This is a genomic window from Ferrovibrio sp., assembly GCF_017994015.1.
Classification (GTDB): Bacteria; Pseudomonadota; Alphaproteobacteria; order Ferrovibrionales; family Ferrovibrionaceae; genus Ferrovibrio.
This window is the reverse complement of sequence record NZ_JAGOLP010000017.1, coordinates 1-21,692: the sequence shown is the minus strand read 5'-3', so window position 1 is coordinate 21,692 and position 21,692 is coordinate 1. Positions and strand designations below refer to the sequence as shown.

At 62.9% G+C, this 21,692-nt stretch carries 22 protein-coding genes and 1 riboswitch; of the genes, 9 read left to right on the top strand and 13 right to left on the bottom strand.

Translation table 11 applies throughout. The features are described 5' to 3' along the window. Window positions 1-19 precede the first annotated feature (19 nt). On the top strand, window positions 20-1,579 hold the full coding sequence (locus KBB36_RS10765) for a class I SAM-dependent methyltransferase (protein WP_290980089.1): 1,560 nt from the start codon (window positions 20-22) through the stop codon (window positions 1,577-1,579). Here the strand turns inward: KBB36_RS10765 and KBB36_RS10760 are convergent. The 4 genes from KBB36_RS10760 to KBB36_RS10745 all read right to left on the bottom strand — a co-directional run bounded on the left by KBB36_RS10760 (window position 1,576) and on the right by KBB36_RS10745 (window position 6,775). Next, on the bottom strand, window positions 1,576-3,126 hold the full coding sequence (locus KBB36_RS10760) for an acetolactate synthase large subunit (RefSeq protein ID WP_290980086.1): 1,551 nt from the start codon (window positions 3,124-3,126) through the stop codon (window positions 1,576-1,578). The two genes, KBB36_RS10765 and KBB36_RS10760, sit on opposite strands and share 4 nt — an antisense overlap. Before the next feature lie 46 nt (window positions 3,127-3,172). Beyond that, window positions 3,173-5,074, bottom strand: a complete 1,902-nt coding sequence (locus tag KBB36_RS10755) for a methyl-accepting chemotaxis protein (RefSeq protein WP_290980083.1) — start codon at window positions 5,072-5,074, stop codon at window positions 3,173-3,175. Between the two features lie 103 nt (window positions 5,075-5,177). Then, window positions 5,178-6,224, bottom strand: a complete 1,047-nt coding sequence (locus KBB36_RS10750) for a cyclase family protein (protein WP_290980080.1) — start codon at window positions 6,222-6,224, stop codon at window positions 5,178-5,180. 8 nt (window positions 6,225-6,232) lie between these two features. Then, window positions 6,233-6,775: an Mpo1-like protein gene (locus tag KBB36_RS10745; RefSeq protein WP_290980077.1), complete on the bottom strand. Its 543-nt coding sequence runs from the start codon at window positions 6,773-6,775 to the stop codon at window positions 6,233-6,235. Window positions 6,776-6,949: 174 nt separating this feature from the next. Beyond that, window positions 6,950-7,053: riboswitch (glycine riboswitch) on the top strand. A gap of 164 nt (window positions 7,054-7,217) precedes the next feature. Here KBB36_RS10745 and gcvT point away from each other — a divergent pair. Genes gcvT through gcvPB form a run of 4 tightly spaced genes read left to right on the top strand, consistent with a single transcriptional unit; the run spans window position 7,218 to window position 11,631 of the window. Further along, window positions 7,218-8,336 (top strand): glycine cleavage system aminomethyltransferase GcvT, encoded by a 1,119-nt coding sequence (gene gcvT / locus KBB36_RS10740; RefSeq protein WP_290980074.1) that lies wholly within the window; start codon window positions 7,218-7,220, stop codon window positions 8,334-8,336. Between the two features lie 10 nt (window positions 8,337-8,346). Continuing rightward, window positions 8,347-8,721, top strand: coding sequence for a glycine cleavage system protein GcvH (gcvH, locus tag KBB36_RS10735; protein WP_290980071.1), 375 nt, complete (start codon window positions 8,347-8,349; stop codon window positions 8,719-8,721). Window positions 8,722-8,731: 10 nt separating this feature from the next. Then, the gene (gene gcvPA / locus KBB36_RS10730; RefSeq protein ID WP_290980069.1) at window positions 8,732-10,072 is read left to right on the top strand and encodes an aminomethyl-transferring glycine dehydrogenase subunit GcvPA; all 1,341 of its coding nucleotides are present in this window, start codon (window positions 8,732-8,734) and stop codon (window positions 10,070-10,072) included. Beyond that, window positions 10,072-11,631 (top strand): aminomethyl-transferring glycine dehydrogenase subunit GcvPB, encoded by a 1,560-nt coding sequence (gene gcvPB, locus KBB36_RS10725; protein ID WP_290980067.1) that lies wholly within the window; start codon window positions 10,072-10,074, stop codon window positions 11,629-11,631. Before gcvPA ends, gcvPB begins: the two co-directional genes overlap by 1 nt. A gap of 45 nt (window positions 11,632-11,676) precedes the next feature. Here the strand turns inward: gcvPB and KBB36_RS10720 are convergent, their stop codons facing one another. After that, on the bottom strand, window positions 11,677-13,170 hold the full coding sequence (locus KBB36_RS10720) for a 3-hydroxyacyl-CoA dehydrogenase (protein WP_290980064.1): 1,494 nt from the start codon (window positions 13,168-13,170) through the stop codon (window positions 11,677-11,679). A gap of 156 nt (window positions 13,171-13,326) precedes the next feature. Here KBB36_RS10720 and KBB36_RS10715 point away from each other — a divergent pair, with 156 nt between their 5' ends. Continuing rightward, the gene (locus tag KBB36_RS10715) at window positions 13,327-13,773 is read left to right on the top strand and encodes an Hsp20 family protein (protein ID WP_290980061.1); all 447 of its coding nucleotides are present in this window, start codon (window positions 13,327-13,329) and stop codon (window positions 13,771-13,773) included. Between the two features lie 29 nt (window positions 13,774-13,802). Next, window positions 13,803-14,048 (top strand): DUF1150 family protein, encoded by a 246-nt coding sequence (locus tag KBB36_RS10710; RefSeq protein WP_290980058.1) that lies wholly within the window; start codon window positions 13,803-13,805, stop codon window positions 14,046-14,048. 40 nt (window positions 14,049-14,088) lie between these two features. On the opposite strand, the gene ptsN is transcribed toward KBB36_RS10710, so the two are convergent. From ptsN to KBB36_RS10670, 8 genes are all read right to left on the bottom strand, one after another. After that, entirely contained in the window at window positions 14,089-14,553 is a 465-nt protein-coding gene (gene ptsN, locus KBB36_RS10705; protein WP_290980055.1) for a PTS IIA-like nitrogen regulatory protein PtsN, read from the bottom strand. 48 nt (window positions 14,554-14,601) lie between these two features. After that, a complete protein-coding gene (raiA, locus tag KBB36_RS10700) occupies window positions 14,602-14,928 on the bottom strand; it encodes a ribosome-associated translation inhibitor RaiA (RefSeq protein ID WP_290980052.1) in 327 nt (108 codons plus the stop codon). A 202-nt stretch (window positions 14,929-15,130) separates the two neighbouring features. After that, a complete protein-coding gene (gene can, locus KBB36_RS10695; RefSeq protein ID WP_290980049.1) occupies window positions 15,131-15,769 on the bottom strand; it encodes a carbonate dehydratase in 639 nt (212 codons plus the stop codon). 15 nt (window positions 15,770-15,784) lie between these two features. Then, window positions 15,785-17,347, bottom strand: a complete 1,563-nt coding sequence (rpoN, locus tag KBB36_RS10690) for an RNA polymerase factor sigma-54 (protein WP_290980046.1) — start codon at window positions 17,345-17,347, stop codon at window positions 15,785-15,787. A gap of 8 nt (window positions 17,348-17,355) precedes the next feature. Next, the gene (gene lptB, locus KBB36_RS10685; protein WP_290980043.1) at window positions 17,356-18,144 is read right to left on the bottom strand and encodes an LPS export ABC transporter ATP-binding protein; all 789 of its coding nucleotides are present in this window, start codon (window positions 18,142-18,144) and stop codon (window positions 17,356-17,358) included. Next, window positions 18,144-18,722, bottom strand: coding sequence for an LptA/OstA family protein (locus KBB36_RS10680; protein ID WP_290980040.1), 579 nt, complete (start codon window positions 18,720-18,722; stop codon window positions 18,144-18,146). Before KBB36_RS10680 ends, lptB begins: the two co-directional genes overlap by 1 nt. A 50-nt stretch (window positions 18,723-18,772) precedes the next feature. After that, window positions 18,773-19,504 carry an LPS export ABC transporter periplasmic protein LptC gene (gene lptC / locus KBB36_RS10675; protein WP_290980037.1) on the bottom strand — a complete coding sequence of 244 codons (732 nt, stop codon included), beginning with the start codon at window positions 19,502-19,504 and terminating at the stop codon, window positions 18,773-18,775. Between the two features lie 7 nt (window positions 19,505-19,511). After that, on the bottom strand, window positions 19,512-20,585 hold the full coding sequence (locus KBB36_RS10670) for a KpsF/GutQ family sugar-phosphate isomerase (protein ID WP_290980034.1): 1,074 nt from the start codon (window positions 20,583-20,585) through the stop codon (window positions 19,512-19,514). Between KBB36_RS10670 and KBB36_RS10665 the strand changes: the two genes are divergently transcribed. Together KBB36_RS10665 and KBB36_RS10660 are read left to right on the top strand one after the other, a co-directional pair. Further along, window positions 20,584-20,934, top strand: coding sequence for a hypothetical protein (locus KBB36_RS10665; RefSeq protein ID WP_290980031.1), 351 nt, complete (start codon window positions 20,584-20,586; stop codon window positions 20,932-20,934). The genes KBB36_RS10670 and KBB36_RS10665 overlap by 2 nt on opposite strands. Before the next feature lie 228 nt (window positions 20,935-21,162). Beyond that, window positions 21,163-21,630 carry an AAA family ATPase gene (locus tag KBB36_RS10660; RefSeq protein WP_290980028.1) on the top strand — a complete coding sequence of 156 codons (468 nt, stop codon included), beginning with the start codon at window positions 21,163-21,165 and terminating at the stop codon, window positions 21,628-21,630. The last annotated feature ends 62 nt before the right edge of the window (window positions 21,631-21,692 follow it).

The following is a 21,692-nucleotide window of genomic DNA, read 5'->3' as shown; positions in this document are numbered from 1 at the left end:
TTTTTACCAGGAGAGACCCGTGCAGCCGAACTGGACCGCCGGATATGTAGCGGAAATCGACTATACCTATGGCTATTATCGTGAATTGGCCCCGGCGCATCTGCGACTCGCCCTGCTGCTGCGTGGAATCGCGCCGCCAGCACCCGGCCCGGTGAACTACCTGGAACTGGGCTTTGGCCAGGGTGTGTCGGTGAACATGCATGCCGCCACCAACCAGGGCAATTTCTGGGGCACAGATTTCAATCCGAGTCAGGCTGCCGGCGCCCAGGCACTGGCCCTGGCCGGCGGCAACGGCGCCACCCTGCTGGATGCCGGCTTTGCCGAACTGGCCGAGCGCAACGACCTGCCGAAATTCGACGTTATTGTGCTGCATGGCATCTGGAGCTGGGTGTCAGATACCAACCGCGCCGCCATTGTCGAGATCATGCGCAAACATCTGGCAGTCGGCGGTGTTGTGTATATGTCGTACAACACCCTGCCGGGCTGGTCGGCAATGATGCCGATCCGCGAATTGATGAAGATGCACGAGGATATGGCCGGCAGCGGCGACCAGGGCATCCAGAAGCGCATCCAGAATGCGATTGCTTTCGGCGAGGCGGTGGATACCGCCGGCGCCGGCTATTTCCGGCAGGTTTCCGGCGCCCGCGAGCGGCTCAAGGGCCTCAAGGACAAGCCGGTCAATTATCTGGCGCATGAGTATTTCAACGCCGATTGGCGGCCGATGTATTTCGCCGAAGCTGCGCAGCAGCTGGAAGCCGCCAAACTCAGCCTGGCAGCCTCGGCCAACCTGCTCGACCATATCGACAATATCAATATGAGCGATGCGGCGCGCAACATGCTGGCCGGCATCACCCATCCGCTGCTGCGCGAAAGCACCCGCGACTATGTGGTGAACCAGATGTTCCGGCGCGACATCTTTGTGCGCGGCCCGCGCACCATGAGCGCCCCGGAACGCACCAACCTGCTGATGCAGAGCCGCATCGCCCTGATCAGCCCGGCCGACGACATCCCGCTGAAACTGACCGCGCCGGTGGGCGAGGTCAATCTCAGCCCAGGCGTCTACACGCCGATGATCGAGGCTTTGGCAGCGGAAAACTACCGCGCCAAAACGCTGGCCGAACTGGTGCCGGTGCTGGCGGCCAAGAATGTCAATCCAATGCAGATCATCCAGGCCGTCACCGTGCTGATCGGCGCCGGCCATGCCTCTGCGGCAGTCAGCGCCGAGGAGGAAGCCGCTATGACACCGGCAGCGGCGCGCTTCAATGCCGCCTTGCTGGCCCGGGCGAAGGAGCATAGCGAAGTGCTCTGCCTGGCCTCGCCGGTGATCGGCGCGGGGGTCAGCATGCCGCGCCTGCAACAGATGTTTGTGGCCGCCATCAACGAAGCCAAGGGCAATAAAACCCCGGATGCCACCTCGCTGGCCAAGGCCGCCTGGGGCATGATGACCGCCATCGGCCAGCGCGTGGTGAAGGATGGCAAGACCTTGCAGGGCGAAAATGAAAACGTCGCCCAATTGCTGGAAGATGCCAAGCTGTTCCTGCGCCGCCTGCCGGTGTTGCAGGCACTCAAAGTCGCCTAGAAAACCAGCTCGATCAGCCTGGGGCCGCGCTCGGCAAGAGCGCGGCCAAGCGCGGCGGCAAAACCATCCAGGTCCACCGCCCGCTCTGCCGCCACACCATGGCCTTCCGCCAGCTTGACCCAATCCGGGTTGGGCCGATCCAGTGTCAGCATATCGATGGCGCGCGGCCCCGGATTGGCGGCGCCGACATTCGATAATTCATTGCGCAGGATGGCGTAGCGCCGGTTGGCAAACACCACGGCGGTGATGTTGAGATTTTCCCGCGCCATGCTCCACAGCGCCTGCAAGGTGTAAAACGCGCTGCCATCGCCGGTCAGCGACACCACCTTGCGATCCGGCGCCGCCAGCGCGGCGCCCACCGCCACCGGCATCGAATAGCCGATGGAACCGCCCATATTTTGCAGCCAGTCATGCCGCACACCGCCAGCCAGGGCGCCGAAAATGCCACGCCCGGAGGTGACCGATTCATCGGCCAGGATGGCGTTGTCCGGCAGCAGCCGCGCAACCACGGCGGCAATGCCATCCAGTGTCACGCCGCCGCTTGGCATCGCCGGCAGGGCAGGCTTGGGCGGCAATGTGAAGTCCTTGGGCGCCGCCAGGGCATCGGCCAGGCGCTCCAGCGCATCCTCCAGATCGGCCTCGATGACCGCCACTTCAGTAAGGGTGCAATCGGCCGCCGCCAGCAGGCTGGGCTTGCCCGGATAGGCAAAGAAGGCCACCGGATTGCGCGCGCCGAGCAACACCAGTTCAGCCACCGGCTTGAGATAGGCCACCGCCTGATCGACCACAAACGGAATGCGGCCCACATCCGGCAGGTCTGGCCCGCGCTCAATCCGCGCATTGGCGCCCTGGCCGGAAAGCCGGCAGCCGGTGGCAGCCTGGATACGACCCGCAAGGCGCAGCGCACGGCCATACAGCGCCGCGCCGCCGAGCAGCAGCATGGCATTGGCACCGCCACGCTTAAGCGCCGCCGCACCGGCACGGATCGCTGCTTCATCCACCTTGGGCCGCGCGGGCGGTTCGATTCTGGCCGCAGCACCGGCCGGCGCGGCATCCCAGGCAGTATCAGCCGGCAGGATCAGCGCGGCAATCTGGCCGGCATTGCTGCGCGCCGCCGCCACCGCTTCGGCGCCGAGCCGCGCCACGTCGCCGGCCGAACGGGCATAGCCGATCCAATGCGATAGCGGCCGCGCCAGACCTTCGATATCGGCGGTCAGCGGTGCGTCATATTGCAGATGATAAGTGGCATGTTCACCGATCACATTGACCATCGGCGAATTGGCCTTGCGCGCATTGTGGATATTGGACAGGCCATTGGCCAGGCCGGGGCCAAGATGCAACAGCGTGGCGGCAGGCTTGCCGGCAATGCGGGCATAACCATCGGCGGCGCCGGTGACCACGCCTTCGGCTAGGCCAAGCACACAGCGGATGCCCGGCACATGATCCAGCGCGGCGACAAAATGCATTTCCGACGTGCCGGGATTGGCGAAGCAGATATCCACATCGCTCGCCACCAGTGTCCGCACCAGACTTTCCGCCCCGTTCATCCCTTGTCCTTTCGTTGTTTACAGACGAAAGGATACGGGATGTGGTTCAGGTTTTGAAGAAGCGGACCAGATTGGCCAATTCGCCGGCCTGGGTGGCAAGTGATTGCGCCGCGGCCGTGGTTTCCTCCACCAGCGCCGCATTGCGCTGGGTCATCTCATCCATACTGGCTACGGCGGTGTTGATCTGATCCAGACCGGTGGTCTGCTCGCGGCTGGCTGCGGCAATCTCAGCCACGATATCCGACACTTTCTTTATCGCCGCGACAATCTCCACCAGCGATTGGCCAGCGCGGTTGACCAGCCCGGCGCCGGCCTTGACCTGACTGTTCGATTCGGAAATCAGCGCCTTGATATCCTTGGACGCATTGGCGCTGCGCTGCGCCAGGGCGCGCACTTCCTGCGCCACAACCGCAAAGCCCTTGCCAGCTTCGCCTGCGCGGGCCGCTTCCACGCTGGCATTCAGGGCCAAGAGATTCGTCTGGAAGGCAATCTCATCAATCAGCGCCACAATATCGGAAATCCGCCGCGCACTTTCCTCAATCCGCGTCACGGCCTGCACTGCATCAGCGGTGATGCGGCCGCCGGCCTGGGCCGTATCGCTGGCTGCCTGCGAAAGCTGGCTCGCCATCTGCGCATTATCGGCATTCTGCCGCACTGTGGCGGTAATCTCGTGCATCGAAGCGGCAGTCTCTTCGATACTGGCAGCCTGGCTTTCGGTGCGGCCGGCCAGATCCTGGCTGCCGGTGGAAATTTCCGCCGAAGCGCCATGCACAGCCTCCGCCGTGGTGAGCAGCCGGCCGGCAAAATCGCGTAACCGCGCCGCCATGCTATTGGCGCTTTGTTTCAACGTGGCAAATACGCCCTGATAATCGCCCTCCACCTGGCGTGTCAGATCGCCCTGCGCCATCACCTGCATCACGCTGGCCAAGCCACCGGTGACGGTGCCAAGTGTGCCGGACAGGCGGTTCAGTTCCTGGCTCAGCACCAGCAGGAATCCCTCCTTGTCGCTTTCATCGAGCCGTGTTGAAAGATCGCCGGCCGTGATGCGGCGGCATAGCTCGGCCACTTCGGCGGCGGCCTGGCGCTCGCGCGCCTCACGCGCTGCCCGCTGCTGCTCTGCCACTTGCCGCTGCGCTTCGATCTCAGCCTCAACACGCTGCTTCTCCACTGCGTTGCGCTTGAACACCGCCAAGGCCGAGCCGATACGGCCGATCTCGTCGGTCTGGCGCAATTCCGGCACCGTGGCATCCAGCCGGCCAGCAGCCAGATGCTGCATCGCCTCGATCATGCGCAGCAAGGGCCGCGTCACCCCCAGAAGAAGAATGGCCAGTGCCAGCGCCAGGCCGGCAAGACAGCCAAAAACTGCAATCAGGATCAGTTGCTGGCTGGTTTCGCGTGCCGCTGCAATGGCCCCTTTCTGCTCCTGATCCAGCTGTTTTGTATAGCGGTCCTCGATATTGCGCAGTTTCTGCCGCGCCGTATTGAATTCACCGGCAATCGCCACGATGGCTTTTTCCGCTGCGGCGTAATCGCCTTTCATCGCATCGGCCTGGGCCTGGCGATAGGCCGAGTTATAGGCATTGATGGCCGCCTGCATGGCCTGGAAATCGAGAAAATCCTCGTCGGTATCCAGCAGCGGCTGCAATCGCTCCATGCGGCTCTGGAAACGTTTCATTTCGTCGGCCGCCACCGCTGCCACGCGCTCGCGCAAAGCCGGCTCCAAAGGCCGGGTCATGGCTTCGGCCATACGCACGAATTGCACCAGATTGGCGGTGCCACGCCCGGCATGTTCCAGCCGCATCGAGGCGGCATCGATCCGCATCACGGATTGCTCCATCATGCGCAGGCCTTGAACACCTTCAAAACCCATGAAGGCGGCAGTGCCGATCAATATCGCCACCACACTGAGCAATTTGCTCAAAAGGCTGAGATTGCGGAACCAGGCCATGCGCGTCTCCCTCATCTGCCGCTATGGCAAATGCTAGTGAGCGGGCGCAAAATCCCCTAGCGATTGAATGTTAGAATACGAACAATATCGCGTGATATTCTGCTCACACGGTTGCTATCGGTGTGACCGGCGACCCCACTGCACCGGTAAGTCGCAACGGCGGCGCAGTGAGCAGAAAACGGCTGCGGCGATTGGCTTTCAGCCAGGCCGCCAGTTCGGAGAGATACCAGATTTCGCCCAGCGGCACGCCAAGCTTGAACAGGCAATGTTCATGCAGCGGCAAGGCGGCATGCTGGTCGGACCCACCATCGCGCGCCGGTAATCCTTCCACGGCGTAATTATCGGCAATCAGCGCCGCCACGCCGCTATCGCTGATCCAGTTCAACAGTTTGGCATCGCGGCCATCAATCACGGCATTGGAATTTTCCAGCCGCTGGCGATCCGGCTGCCGGTTCATGCTCAGGATCGTGTCGCCAAAGCCGGTGTAGAAACACAGCATGTCGCCCGGCTCGATCTCGGCGCCCTGGGCCTGCATCAGCCGCATCAGCCGGTCATAACCCACCCAGTCGCGCTTTTCGCCCACATCATCGAATAGATTGACCAGCACGGCGCGGCCCTGGATGCCATGGCGGGCAAAAGTTTCGATCCCCAGAGCCTTGGCGCCGGGCTGGGCGAAACGCAGCGCACGCGGTTCAGCAGCACCCAGATCAAGCGCTTCCGGCACCTCGGCGCCGCCGCGATAACCATTGTAGAAACACGGTTCCGGCACACCATCGCCATCGGCATCAAACATCTGCCCGGCATGGGCGAAGCTGTCCCATTGCGTGGAATATTGCAGATAGATCAACGCCAGATCGTCGCAGATCACATCATTATGGCGCACGTCATAGGCTGACAGGCGATGCACCATATTGCCAACCTCGCCGCGCGAAGTGGCAAAGAGCTGCGGCGGATAACGGCGCGGATTGAGCAGGTTGCCGCCAGGATATTCCAGCGGTAACGACAGGCAGAAGCGCAGACCCTCGCGCACCTCGGCAATACCCTGGCGGGTTTTCTCCGGAGTGATCAGGTTAAGCCGGCCAAGTTGATCGTCAGGGCCAAAATCGCCCCAGGTCGACCCTTCGGGCCGACATTTCCAACGCGGATTCATGTTGACCTCTAATTGGCGGTAGCAGTGCGCGCCTGCACGGCACCCACGGAATAATGCTGCCAGCGCGCTTCCACCGCCTGATGCAGTTCAGGCTTGAGGCCGGCAGCAAAGGCGGTTTCCGCCACCAGGAACATCGGGCCGATAAGGGCTTGCAGCAGATTATCGGCTAAAGCCGGGCGACGGCCCTCAAAAACATGCCCCACAAGCTGGAACACCCAGCCGCCGACAAAGGCAATGGCAAACACGCTCCAGCCGATGGTGCTGCCCATCATCGCCACGTTATGGCCGGCAACCAGCAGGCCCAGGCTGAGGATCACCATGCCAAGGCCGAGCAGGCGATCCAGCCAGAGGTAAAACATCCCGGTAACCGCCCACACCACCACCGCCAGGGTGAGCGGCAGGCCGGCCACCTGGCCCAACTCGACCCAGGCCAGCGGCACAAACAGCGAGAACACAATCGCCGGGATGCCGATGAAATGCGTCGCCCGGTTGCGGCTGTCGCGGTGATAGGCGGAATACATCGCCATCTGTTCGATGAAAAACGGATTCATTGTTGTTTCCTCCCGCACCGCCCGGTTGCCGAGTCGGTGCCGCCAACTTGTTTTGTGCGAGCAGCGTAGCGCCCCGGTTAACCCTGTCAACCGGGGTTTTCCCCAGGCTTTTCATGCTGCGGGGGCGAAAGGGTTTGACACCATCCCCGGGCCGTCTATGTTCGGAACGTTCGCAGCACCCCTGCGGGAGAGGCATTAGCCGGGCTTAGGCTCGGGTTCGATGCGCCGAAGGAGCAACCGCCCCGGAAACTCTCAGGCCAAAGGACCGTGGGGTTACTTGCGAAACTCTGGAAAGCGGCCGGGTGAAAACCTTGCCCACCGACGGAGTAAGTCGACCTCGCCGATCTCTGGCGGCGGCGGCGAATCTCTCAGGTCCACGGACAGAGGGGGCGCAGACGGGCGAAAGCCCGATGCTGTGTCGACTCTTGATCCGCGAGGGACCGTGGCTAGCACTGGCGCACCAACAGAAGATCTCAAATTCACGCCGCTGAACGCGCTGCACAAGGAATTGGGCGGCAAGATGGTGCCGTTTGCCGGCTATGAGATGCCGGTGCAGTATCCTGCCGGCATCATGGCCGAGCATAAACATACCCGCACCGCCGCAGGATTGTTCGATGTCTCTCATATGGGTCAGGTACTCATCACCGGAGTCGACCCGGCCAAATCGCTGGAACGGCTGGTGCCGGGCGATCTGGTGGCGCTGGAAGTCGGCCGCATGCGCTACACCGTTTTCACCAACGATCAGGGCGGCATCCTGGACGATCTGATGGTGAACAAACGCGCCAACGATCTGTTCGTGATCGTGAACGCGGCCTGTAAGGAACAGGATATTGCGTTGCTGAAAGCCGGCCTGCCGGATTGCCAGGTGGAATACCTGGCCGACCGCGCCCTGCTGGCCTTGCAGGGGCCGCAGGCGGTGGCGGTGCTGGCGCGGCTCAACCCGGCAGTGAGCGAGCTGCAATTCGGCCAGGGCGCCGAGATGCAGCTTGGCCCGCATGCCTGCTTTGTCACCCGCTCGGGCTATACCGGCGAGGATGGCTGCGAAATCTCGCTGGCCGCCAGCGAAGCCGAAGCCTTTGCGCGCTGGCTGCTGGCGCAACCGGAAGTCAAACCGATTGGCCTTGGCGCGCGTGACAGCTTACGCCTGGAAGCCGGCCTCTGCCTCTATGGCCATGACATCGACACCGGCACCACGCCGATTGAAGCCGGCCTGGCCTGGACCATCTCCAAACGCCGCCGCGCCGAGGGCGGCTATCCCGGCGCAGCAATCGTGCAGCAGCAACTGGCCGGGGGCGTGGCGCGCAAACGTGTCGGCATCCAGCCGGAAGGCCGCGCTCCGGCCCGCGAAGGCACCGAGATTCTTGATAGCGCCGGCCGCAAGATCGGCATCGTCACCTCCGGCGGGTTTGGCCCCAGTGTCGATGCCCCGGTGGCAATGGGCTATGTCGAAACCGCCCATGCCACGGCCGGCACCGCCATTGCCCTGCTGGTGCGCGGCAAGCCGCTGCCGGCCAAGATTGTCACCCTGCCCTTCATCACCAAGCGTTACGCCAAAGCCTGAGGAACCCAGCATGCCTGTTATCCGCTACACCAAGGACCACGAATGGATCAGCGTCGATGGCGATATCGGCACGGTCGGGATTTCCGACTATGCCCAGAGCCAGCTTGGCGATGTGGTTTATGTTGAAGTGCCGGAACCTGGCAAAGCCGTGGCTGCCGGCGACGAGCTGGCGGTGGTTGAATCGGTGAAGGCGGCGAGCGAAGTTTTCGCGCCGGTTTCCGGCACCGTCACGGAAGGCAATGCCGCGCTGGCCGACGATCCGGCCCTGGTCAACCGTGCGGCGCAGACCGATGGCTGGTTCGCCAGGCTGAAGCTTGCCAACCCGGCCGAGCTGGACGGGCTGATGGATCAGGCCGCCTACGACGCTTATCTCGCCACGCTCTGAGGTTTATTCCATGCGTTATCTGGGTCAGACCGAGGCCGACCGCCGCGCCATGCTGGCGGCTATCGGTGTCAGCGACATTGATGCCTTGTTCAAGGATGTGCCGGCCGAGGCGCTTAATCCCGAGATCGACCTGCCGCCGCATCAGGGCGAGCTGGAAGTGGAGCGCCATATCGCGGCGCTGGCAGCGAAGAACCTTTCGCCGGCCGATGCGCCGTGTTTCCTCGGCGCCGGCGCCTACCGGCATCATATCCCGGCTGCGGCCGACCATCTGATCCAGCGCAGCGAATTCCTCACCTCCTACACGCCCTACCAGCCGGAAATTGCCCAAGGCACGCTGCAATACCTGTTTGAATTCCAGACCCAGGTGGCGCTGATCACCGGCATGGATGTGGCCAATGCCTCGTTGTATGACGGCGCCACCGCCTGCGGCGAAGCCGTGCTGATGGCGCAGCGCGTCACCAAGCGCAAGAAGGCCGTGCTGTCGGGCGGCCTGCATCCGCATTACCGCGATGTGGTTGAAACGCTGATGCGCCAGACCGACCAGCCCTACACAGCCGCGCCTATGGATGTGGACGGCAATGAAGACCTCACCGCGCTGATCGATGGCGACACCGCCTGTGTGGTGGTGCAGAATCCATCGCTGTTCGGCCATGTGCGTGACCTCACTGCCCTCTCCAAAGCCTGCCAGGCCAAGGGTGTGCTGCTGGTGGTGGCGGTGAGCGAAGTCGTGTCACTCGGCCTGCTGACGCCGCCGGGCGAAATGGGCGCCGATATCGTGGTGGCGGAAGGCCAGAGCATCGGCGTGCCGCTCAGCTTTGGCGGGCCGTATGTCGGCCTGTTTGCCGCCAAGGAGAAATTCCTGCGCCAGATGCCGGGCCGGCTCTGCGGCGAAACCGTGGACCAGGATGGCAAGCGCGGCTTTGTGCTGACGCTTTCGGCCCGCGAACAGCATATCCGGCGCGAGAAGGCGACCTCCAATATCTGCACCAATTCCGGCCTCTGCGCCCTGGCCTTCACCATCCATCTCAGCCTGCTGGGCGAAGTGGGGCTGGTGCGGCTGGCCGAGATCAACCATGGCAAGGCGGTGCAACTGGCCGAAAAACTGGACGGCCTGAAAGGCGCCAAGCTGCTGAATGATGCCTTCTTCAACGAATTCACCTTGCGGCTGCCCAAGCCAGCCAAGGAAGTGGTGGAAGCCCTGGCAGCCCGCGGCATCCTGGGCGGCGTGCCGGCTTCCAGGCTGTGGCCGGATGAGCCAGAAGCGGAAAACCTGCTGCTGCTGGCGGCAACCGAGATGAATACCAACGCGGATATGGATGCGCTGGTGGCGGCGCTTGAGGAGGTACTGTGATGCTGAACCGTCAGGGACGCCCCACCACGCCGAATGCTGTTACTGAAACCGGCCAGCTTGGCACCATCGGCGGTCATCGTGGCCTGGATCATGAAGAAGCGCTGCTGTTTGAACAGGGCGAGGAAGGCCGCTGCGGCGTTGACCTGCCGGCAGCGCCCGAAGTGACACCGCGCCTGGGTGGCCTGCGCCGCAAAGGCGCCATCGGCCTGCCCGGCCTGAGCGAGCCGCAGGTGATCCGGCATTTTGTGCGCCTGAGCCGCAAGAATTACGCCATCGATATGGGCGTGTTCCCGCTCGGCTCCTGCACCATGAAACACAATCCGCGCCTCAACGAGAAGGCGGCGCGTTTCAAGGGCCTGGGCGACCTGCATCCGTTGCAGCCCACCAGCACCGTGCAGGGTGCGCTGCAACTGATTGCCGAACTGGCCGACTGGCTCAAGGTGCTGACCGGCATGCCAGCCGTGGCGATGAGCCCGGCAGCCGGCGCGCATGGCGAACTCTGCGGCCTGATGGCGATCCGCGCCGCGCTGATTGCGCGTGGCGATGCGCGCAAGCGCATCCTGGCGCCGGAATCGGCACATGGCACCAATCCGGCCACGGCGGCGATGTGCGGCTATGAAGTGGACCCGATCCCCGCCACGGCCGATGGCCGCGTTGACCTGGAAGCGCTGAAGGCCAAGCTCGGCCCGGATGTGGCGGCGATCATGCTGACCAATCCGAATACCTGCGGCCTGTTTGAGCGCGACATCAAGCAGGTGGCCGACCTGATCCATGGCGTGGGCGGTTTCTTCTATTGCGACGGCGCCAATTTCAACGCCATCGTCGGCAAGGTGCGGCCGGGTGATCTGGGCATCGACGCCATGCATATCAACCTGCACAAGACATTCTCCACCCCGCATGGCGGCGGCGGCCCGGGTTCCGGCCCGGTGGTGCTGTCGGCGGCGTTGCAGGATTTTGTGCCGCTGCCCTATGTGATGCTGACCCAGGGCGGTTTCAGGCTGGTGGAAACAGACATGAACGGCCGCAGTTTCGGCCGCATGAAGGCATTCCATGGCCAGATGGGCATGTTCATCCGCGCCCTGGCCTACATGCTGAGCCATGGCGGCGACGGCCTCAAGCGCGTGGCAGAGGATGCGGTGCTGGCGGCGAATTATGTGATGGCGACCTGCGGCGATGTGATGAGCCCGGCCTTCGAAGGCCCCTGCATGCATGAGGCGCTGTTTGACGACAGCTTCCTGAAGGATACCGGCATCACCACGCTGGATTTCGCCAAGGCGCTGATCGATGAGGGTTATCACCCGATGACGGTGTATTTCCCCCTGGTGGTGCATGGCGCGCTGCTGGTGGAGCCGACCGAGAGCGAAAGCAAGGACGCGCTGGACCATTTCATCCTGGTGCTGCGCGGCCTGGCCGAACGCGCCAAGGCGGGCGGCAATACCGAGTATTTCCAGGGTGCGCCGCGCCTCACGCCGCGCCGCCGGCTGGACGAAACCCAGGCCGCACGCAAGCCGGTTTTGCGCTGGAAACCAGCGGTAGATAACAAGGCTGCGGCAGAGTAACCGCCACCCGGCCAGCCCTGCTTGCGCGGGGCTGGCCGATTTGTTTCAAGCCTCTGTCAGCGCTGAAAGCCCGAGCTGGGCGCGGCGGCGCAGCCACAGGCTGGGGCGATAGCGGTCGTCGCCGGTGATGGCCTGCAACTGGCCCAGGATGCTGTGCACAACAGCCGGGCCGAGATGATCGGCCAGCGCCAGCGGCCCGAGCGGATAATTCAGGCCCAGTGTCATCGCCTTGTCGATATCGGCCGGGCCGGCAATACGGATCTGCGCCATCTCGCAGCCCAGATTGGCCACCATGGCGGCGATGCGCTGGCCGATAAAGCCCGGGCTGTCGCTGATCGCACAAACCTTGCGGCCCGCTTTGGCGATCTGCGCCACCAAGCCATCGCGCAAGGCCGACACCGCGCCGGGCGCCTGCATCAGCGTCAGCCGCTTGTCGAGCCGGCCGGTGAGATCAAGCGCAAACAGGCGGCGATGATCAAAGCCGCGCCGTGCTGCATAGCTCGATACATCCTCGCCCAGCAGGGCACACAGGATCGGACTTTGGCCATCGTCAAAATTCGAGACTTCAAAACCCATCTTGCGCAGCAATTCGGCCAGGGCGTCGTCATCCTCGGCCAGCGCCACCTTGTCGATCGGCGCTGATTCGGACATCGCATCGGGCGATGGCACATTGGCCTTGCCGGCTTCGTCATAGGCATAGAAGCCCTGGCGCGTCTTGCGGCCCCATTGGCCACTTTCCATCATCGCCTGGTGCAGCGGCGATGTGGCCAGCCGGCGATCCTGGAAATAGCCGGCAGAAATGATCTGGCTGACCGGGAAATTCACATCGATGCCGGTCAGGTCCATCAATTCAAACGGCCCCATGCGGAAGCCCCAGCAATCACGCATCACCGCATCCACCTGGGCCGGTGTGGCAACGCCTTCGGAAACGATGCGCAGACCTTCCTGGGTGAAGCAGCGGCCACCGAGATTGACCAGGAAACCCGGGCTGTCCTGCACCACAACCGGGCTGCGGCCCATGCGCTCGCCCACCTTGACCAGCGCCGCCACGGCAGCATCCGAGGTGGCCGGGGCGCGGATCACCTCCACCAGCTTCATCAGCGGCACCGGATTGAAAAAATGCAAACCCGCAACGCGCTCGCGCTGACGGCAGCCGCGCGCAATGCTGGCGATGCGCAGTGACGAGGTGTTGGAAGCCAGCAGGCAATCCGGCCGCACGATGGTTTCAAGCTGCTGGAACAGCGCCTGCTTGATCTCCAGATTTTCGATGATCGCTTCCACCACCAGATCGGCGTCTTGCAAAGCCTCCAGGCTTTCCACAACGCGCAACTGCGCCTTGGCGGCGCCAGCTTCGCCAGCCCCCAGGCGCTGCTTCGCCACCAGCGCATCAAGCTGTGCCGCTATCGCCTCGGCGCCCTTGGCGGCAGCCCCCGGCGCGGCATCATACAGCAACACCTGCATGCCGCCCTGGATGCCGACCTGGGCAATGCCACGCCCCATCGCGCCGGCGCCGATCACGGCCACAATATTGACGCCCATCACCCTATCCTCCTCTGCATCCTGGCTTTTTCGCTTATGCGCCATCCTGCCGGGATGGGGCTTGAACCGCAAGCCCAGCGGCACCATGTAAGCTGCAACGGAGTGCCGCTTGCGGGCTCCGCCAAGGCACTCGCTTAGGCTTAAGGAGTCCGCGCCATGACCCGTGTTTCAGTATTTTCCAGCCCGCTTCTGCTGGGCTTCGATCATATGGAACGTATGATCGAACGCGCCGCCAAATCCGGCGGCGAAGGCTATCCCCCGTATAACATCGAACAAACCGGCGAAGACGGGCTGCGCATCACGCTGGCGGTGGCCGGCTTTGCCATGAGCGATCTGACGATCACGCTGGAGGATAACCAGCTTGTCATCCGTGGCCGCCAGGCCGACGACAAGGACCGCCTCTACCTGCATCGCGGCATCGCGGCGCGGCAATTCCAGCGCGCCTTTGTGCTGGCCGATGGCATCCAGGTAACCGGCGCGCATCTGGCCAATGGCCTGCTGCATATCGAATTGCTGCGGCCCCGGCCGCAGCCGCAGGTGCGCCAGATTCAGATCAATGCCGGCGACGGCAGCGACGACGGCCAGATTGGCGTCGACCGCTAAGTTCACAGTAGCAGTAAAGGAGTAATATCATGGCCTCCCCCAGCAACAACAATCCGGCAGCGGAAAAGCCGACCGCTTTTGTGATGACACCTGAGGATTTCGCCAATCTCGGCGCGCCGGTCCTGGCCTATGTGCGCCCGGTGCAGACCCTGGAAGGGATTGCCGCTTACGGCATCTTCTCAGCCAGCGGGCAGCAGATCGGCATCGCGCCGGAACGTGACCTGGCCTTTGCCGCCGCGCGCCAGCATGAACTGGAACCGGTCAGCCTGCATTAAACAGGCTGTCACCCGGCAGGCCGCGCGGCTACGTTATAGCTCAAGCCGCGTGGCTGGCCGGCGTGTCGGTGAGCAGGGCATACATGGCGTCGGCGCTATCGGCGCCGCGCAGCTTTTCGCAGATCGCCTTGTCGCGCAGCAGGCGCGAGACGCGGGCCAGCGCCTTGAGATGATCCGCGCCAGCCGATTCCGGCGCCAGCAGCAGGAACACCAGGTCCACCGGCATCTCGTCGATGGAATCGAAATCAATCGGCCGCTCAACGCGGGCGAACAGGCCGTGCAGCTTGGGCAGGCCAGCCAGCCGGCCATGCGGAATGGCGATGCCATTGCCCACCCCGGTGGTGCCGAGTCGCTCACGTTCCAGCAGCGTGTCAAAAATTTGCCGCTCATGCAGGCCGGTGAGACGCGAAGCGCGCGCCGCCAGCTCCTGCAAAGCCTGCTTCTTGCTGTTGGCCTTCAGATTGGCAACGATGCCATCAGGGCTCAATAGCTCGCTTATTTCCATGAAAAATTTGCCTCCGCGGCTTACCCGCCGATAGCCGTGACGCGCCGATCAATCGGCAGCGTCAATTTCCGGCTTGCGGGCGTGATGATTGCGGCGCTTGCGCTTATCTCGCCGCACCTGCTTTTCCAGCTTCTCCAGCGCCTGGTCGAAGCTGGCATAAATCTCCGCATCGTCTGCGTCGGCCTGCATGTCGATGCCGCTGCCCACATGCACCGCGCAATTGCAGCGGAACATGGAGCCTTCGCGGCTGAACACCACATTGGCCTCGATGGCGTTCTCCATGTACTTCGACACGGCGGCGTTTAGCTTCTCCTCGACGTGGCTCCGCAGAGCTTCGCCAAGATCGACTTGCTTACCCGATATGAGGATTTTCATGGTGTCTCGCGTTCCGATTTCGCTCGGTTACGGCATGATCCACAATTCGCCGGCCAGTTACAATGCAATCTTACCACGATTGCCCCGCCTTGCCATACGGCCGATCATGCGGGGGCGGACCATAGAGAAGCGGCCGGGTACTGTCAACCACACCTAAGTATTTGATGTGGCTATCAATCGCGCCATTTCAAGGGGCCAATGCCTATTCCGGCAGGCGGGTGCGGTGAATCGGCGGCAATGTTTCCGGCCCGGTCATGGTGACACCGAGATCACGCACCAGGCCGTTCGAGATGCCATAGACCCAGCCATGCAGTGCCAATGACTGCCCCTTGGCCCAGGCATTCTGCACGATGGTGGTCTTGGCCAGGTTCGTCACCTGCTCGCGCACATTCATTTCGCACAGCGCATTGAGGCGTTTGTATTCATCAATGATGGCGTCGAGCTCAGTCGCGAATTTCTCACGCGTATCGCGGATCGGACGCAGCCAGTGATCGATCAGGCCAAGCTGATCCTGATACAGGGCAGCGCGCACACCGCCGCAGCCATAATGGCCGGTGACAATGATATGCCGCACTTTGAGATACTCGATGGCATATTGCAAAACCGCCAGGCAGTTCATGTCGGCCGGCTGCACCAGATTGGCAACATTACGATGCACAAATAATTCGCCTGGATCGAGGCCGACAATTTCATTGGCCGGCACGCGGCTATCAGCGCAGCCGATCCACAGATAGGCCGGATTCTGCTGATGCGACAGGCGATCAAAAAAGCCCGGATCGGCATTCAGTTTGCTGATCGCCCAGCCGCGGTTATTGTCAAAAAGCTTGTCGATCTCAGACATTGCCGCACCCCAATACTAGCCGACAGGCAGCAAGCCGGCTTTCTTCAGCCGGCGCCGCTCCACCGAGGAAGCAATATTCATCGCTTCTCGATATTTCGCCACAGTGCGGCGCGCAATGTCCACACCCTTGCCGGCGAGAATTTCCACGATCTTGTCATCCGACAGCACATCATCCGCGCTCTCGGCATCGATCAGATCCTTGATGCGATGCCGGATCGCCTCGGCCGAGAAACTTTCGCCACCATCGGTGGCGCTGATCGAGGCGGTGAAGAAATACTTCATCTCAAAAATACCGCGCGGCGTCGCCATGGTCTTGTTCGATGTCACCCGGCTGACCGTGCTTTCATGCATCTCAATCACCTCGGCCACCGCCTTGAGATTAAGTGGCTTGAGATGGTTGATACCAAGGCGCAGGAAGGCTTCCTGCTGGCGCACAATTTCGCTCGCCACCTTGAGGATGGTCTGCGCCCGCTGATCCAGCGACTTGACCAGCCAATTGGCCGAATTGAGGCATTCCGACAGATAGGTCTTGGCCGCCTTGTCGCGTTCCTTGGCCTCGGCGCCCTTGTCCTTGGCGCCGCCGCCGCGCGCCACGCTGGCATAATAGCGTGAATTGACCAGCACACGCGGCAAGGTGTCGTTATTCAGCTCCACCAGCCAGGCGCCATCGGGGCTGCGGCGCACAAACACATCCGGGATCAGCGTCTGCACCGGCTCGCCGCCAAACATCAGGCCCGGCTTGGGATTGAGTGCGCGCACTTCCTTGATCATGTCGGTCAGGTCTTCCTGATCAACACCGCACAGCTTGAGCAGGCCGGGAATATCGCGCCGCGCCAGCATTTCCAGATGATCGAGCAGGCATTGCATGGCCGGATCGAGGCGATCACGCTCGCGCAATTGCAGTGCCAGGCATTCTTTCAGGCTGCGGGCAAACAAGCCGGTCGGGTCAATCTGCTGCAACTTGAGCAATACGGCTTCCACCGCCGCTTCCGGCGCGCCCAGTCGCTCGGCGATTTCCGGCAAAGGCTCGGCCAGATAGCCGGCTTCATCCAGGCAATCGATCAGCGCCTGGCCTATCAGCCGCTCGGCCGGGCTGGCCGGCATCAGCCGCCATTGATCCTCAACATGGCTGCGCAGCGACTGGTTTTCCGACAGCGTCTGTTCCAGCGAACTTTCGCCATCCTCAAAACGCGCATCGCCGCCGCGGCCGGTGATGTAGGAATCGGAGTTTGGCCCCAGCCCCTCGCCCATCGCCTCGCCGGCAGCATCGGCGCCACGGTCGTTGCCTTCCGGCATCACATCCATCGCCTCCAGCGCCGGCGCGATGGAGGTATCCGATTCAAGATCAAGCCGCACGGCATCACCGCCGGTTTCGGCCACGTCGAAAGCATCGCGGCCATCATCCGGGCCGCCATCGCCATCCTGGCGTTCCAGCAGCGGATTACGCTCCAGCTCCTGCTCCACATAGGCGGTAAGTTCGAGATTGGACAATTGCAAAAGTTTGATCGCCTGCTGCAATTGCGGCGTCATCACCAGGGACTGGCCCTGGCGCATTTCCAATCTGGGACCGATAGCCATCGGTCAGCTCACCATGAGAAACGCTCGCCGAGATAAACCCGGCGGACATTCTCGTCGGCAACAATTTCCTTCGGCGAACCCTCCATCAGCACCTTGCCATCATGCAGGATGTAGGCCCGGTCGATGATATCCAGGGTTTCGCGCACGTTATGATCGGTGATCAGCACACCGATGCCGCGATGTTTGAGATGCGACACCAGCTCGCGGATTTCGCCCACTGCAATCGGATCGATGCCGGCCAGCGGTTCGTCCATCAGCATGAAGCTGGGCCGTGTCGCCAGGGCGCGGGCGATTTCGCAGCGCCGCCGCTCGCCGCCCGAAAGCGCCAAGGCCGGCGTGCGGCGCAGATGACTGATCGAGAATTCGGCCAGCAGATCCTCCAGCATCGCCTCGCGCTTGTCATGCTCGGCTTCCACCAGTTCCAGCACGGCGCGGATATTCTGCTCCACCGTGAGGCCGCGAAAGATCGAGGCTTCCTGTGGCAGATAGCCCATGCCCAGGCGGGCGCGGCGATACATCGGCAGGCCGGTGATCTCGGCACCATCCAGCGTGATGGCGCCATGATCGGCGGAAATCAGCCCGGTGATGATATAGAAGCAGGTGGTTTTGCCGGCGCCGTTCGGCCCCAGCAGGCCAACCGCCTCGCCGCGCTGCACACTCAGCGACACATCGCGCAATACCGGGCGCTTTTTGAAACTTTTGCCCAGGCGATGCGCTGCCAGGCCGGGATGCTGATTTTCCACCACCAGGCGCGGGCCACCGGCAGCGGCCTGCTCCGATTGCTGCTCAACCGACATTACTGGCCTCCCTGGCGGAAGACGCCAATAACACGTTGTCCCGGCAATGGATCGCAGACCGTGCGGCCCACATCCTGCTGCATTGTCACCTTGGCGCAACGCAGCACGTTATCCTTCTGCGTCAACACCACATTGCCTTGCAGCACAATCACCTTCTTGTCGACATTGTAATCAGCATAGTCGCCCTGGGCCTTTTCATCGGCCGAGGAGATGAACACCTTGCCCTTGGCCTCAATACGGCTGATCGCGCCCATATCCGGGCCGCCGGCCGATGGCACGGCGGGCGCTGCCGGGCGCTGTGCCGCCGGGCGCTGCGGCTGTGCCGCCTGGGCCTGGCCGGCATTACGATCGCGGTAGAACACATGCAGTTCATCGGCGCGGAGCCGCATCTCACCCTGCGCCACATCCACATTACCGCGAAAGATGGCAAGCTGGCGTTCCTGCAACACTTCCAGGTTATCGGCAGCAATTTCAATCGGCTGGTTGGATGTGTTGCTGCCGCGCCGGGCGCCGAGATTGACCTGGGCCAGCACGGTGCCGGTCCACAGCATGGCGGCCAGGGCAAGCCAGAATGCCATGGTGAACCGAGCGGGGGCGATATGTCTCTGCATCATCATCATTCCGATCTTCACCCCGCCGCGCCGCGCGGATAGAGCGTGGTCTTGACGCCATTGATGAACACGATGGCCTTGCCGCGATCATACACCCGCATGCCGTTGGCGCGGATACTGCCCAAAGCGGCATGGCCCCACACCTTGTCGTCGCTGGCAATCACCCCGGTGGTGAGGTCCACTTCCGCATTGATACCATGGAATTCATAACCACGGTCGCTATACACGTTTATATCGCCATGCAGAGTCAATAATTGCGTCGCATTGTTGAACAGGCCGCTATTGGCGCTGAGCGACACCCAGGCGCCGCTACTCAGCGTAATATCAGCCGCCACGCGATCCAGTGTCACCTGCTTGGCATCGTCCGGGTCCTGGGTAGCGCGGTCGGCAGTGATCACAAAAGGCTGGCCCTGATTATCGCTGCCGCGATAGCGCGGGTTGTTCATCACCAGCGCCATCTCCTCGGTATTGACGCTGGAGAAGGTCAAACCAAAACGGCCGTCGCGCTTGGATAATTGCGGCCAAGCCGCAATCAGGCCAACCAGGGCCACGGCGCCCACCGGCAGCACAAATTTCATGAAACGCACAAAGCGGCGCCGCGATCCCAATTGCCCAACGCCGCCCTGTGCCGCACGCGGCGCAAAATCCGCCGCCAGCCTGCTGCGCGGCGCACCGCCTTCCGGCGCAGCAATGCCTTCCTGCGGCGCAGCGCCTGGCGGATCGGCTGGCGGTGGCGGGGCGCTGGTCATGGCTGGCTCAGGTCAATCCGGCGCGCACGCAATCATGCATGTGCAGGATGCCGATGGGCTTGCCGCCATCCACCACAAAAAAAGCCGTGATGCGGCGCTTGTTCATCTCCAGCAGCGCTTCGCCGGCCAGCAGGTTGGGGCCGATCACGGCCGGCGCCTTGGTCATCACCTGCTCCACCTGGCGCGACAGCAAGTCGTTGCCGATATGGCGCCGCAAATCGCCGTCGGTGACAATGCCGACCAGGCGGCCTTTGTCGCGGCCGCTTTTGCCGACAATGCCGATGCAGCCAAAGCTGCGTCCAGTCATCATCACCAGCGCCTCGCCCATGCCGGTGCCAACCGGCACCAGCGGCAGGCTTGGCCCGGTATGCATCAGGTTCTTCACCTTCACCAACTGGCTGCCGAGTTTGCCGCCGGGGTGGAAATTGTGGAAATCCTCGCGCGTGAAACCCTTGCGGTCGAGCAGGGCCACCGCCAGGGCATCGCCCAGCGCCAGCATCATGGTGGTGGAAGTGGTGGGCGCCATGCCGATGGAACAGGCTTCTTCCACCGGCGGCAATTCCAGCACCACATCGCTGGCCTGGCCCAGCGCCGAGCGCGCCTTGGCGGTGATGCCGATCAGCGGAATGGCAAAACGCTTGGCATGGGCGATCAGGTCGGCCAGTTCCTTGGTCTCGCCGGAATTGGACAGGCAGATCAGCGCATCGCCCGGCATCACCATGCCCAGGTCGCCATGGCTGGCCTCGCCCGGATGCACAAACATTGCCGGCGTGCCGGTGGAGGCCATGGTGGCGGCGATCTTGCGCGCCACATGGCCGGATTTGCCCATGCCGGAAACGATGACGCGGCCATGCCCGCCCTCGCCGCCAACGCGGGCCAGCACATCCAGCGCGCGGCTGAAATCGCCATTCAGCCCGGCCGCCATCACGGTCAGGCCCTTGGCCTCGGTCAGCAACACGCGCCGCGCCACGGCGATATCGCCCACCGGCAATTTGCGCGTGGCTGGCGCTGCCTTGGCGGCAACAGAACGTGAGCCGGCGACCTTGCGACGCGCTGCCGGCAACTTGGCGGATTTGGACATGCCGATCCTGGCTGTGGAATTACCTAACAAGATTCGTGCCAAGTATGGGCAAAGGGGCGGCAAAAAGCAAACCGCCCGGGTCAAAAAGCCGGCCTGGACTGTTTTGTCTCTTACTTTTATGGGATTCAACCAGTATACAATCAATAGGGGCCGCACCAGGCAACAATTTGGGATATGTGATATGGGCGAGATGGACAATAACGAACAGCTCTCGACCAAGAAGACCTGGAGCAAGCCGGCGCTGAAAACCTGGACCAAGCCGGCGATCCGCGACCAGAGCATCCACAGCCTGACCGAGGGCAAACCAAATCAACATTCCACCGAAGCATCACCAGGCACCGGGTCGTAATCGTTTCTGGCCCGTAATCCGGTGCAATACCTGATCTGTGGCCTGTCGGTGGCCACAAGTATTCCGTTACCCGGAGGTCAGCCGATTGCTGCGTCCACGGCACCGCCGGATGTTGTGATACGGCTCGGAAACTGCCCGGACGAACCGACCCCTACAGATTATACCGGTCCCAACTGGCGCCTGACCGGGCGGCGGTTTTACCTGGATATACCGGGAATTGCGCGGCTGATGGCTGATGATGGCCGGGAGATCGTGGTGGAGCCGAAGGGCGCTGCCAGTGAAGCCGATATTGCCCCCTTCATCCTGTCTACCGGCTTTGCCGCCATCCTGCATCAGCGGCGCCTGCTGGCCCTGCATGCCGCCACGGTGGCCTGGCAAGGCCGCGCCATCGCCCTCTGCGGACCAACCGGCGCCGGTAAATCCACCCTGGCCGCCGCACTCTGCCAGGCCGGTGCAGGTTTTGTCGGCGACGATATCGCCGCCATCCGCCTTGATGGGCCGCAGCCGATGGTATGGCCCGATGGGCGCCAGCACCGCTTGTGGGCCGATGCCATCGATCATCTGGCGCTGGCACAGCAACAGGGCGCACCGGTGCGCAGCCACATGCGCAAATTCCATGTCAGCCCGCTCCGCAGCCAAAACCAGCCGGGCGCATCTTCCAGATCACCGACCGGGGCAACGGCAAGAGCAGCCTGATCCGCAGAGAGAAGGACGCGGAAACCGGGGAACTGGGAACGCCAACGGAGACGAACAAGGCC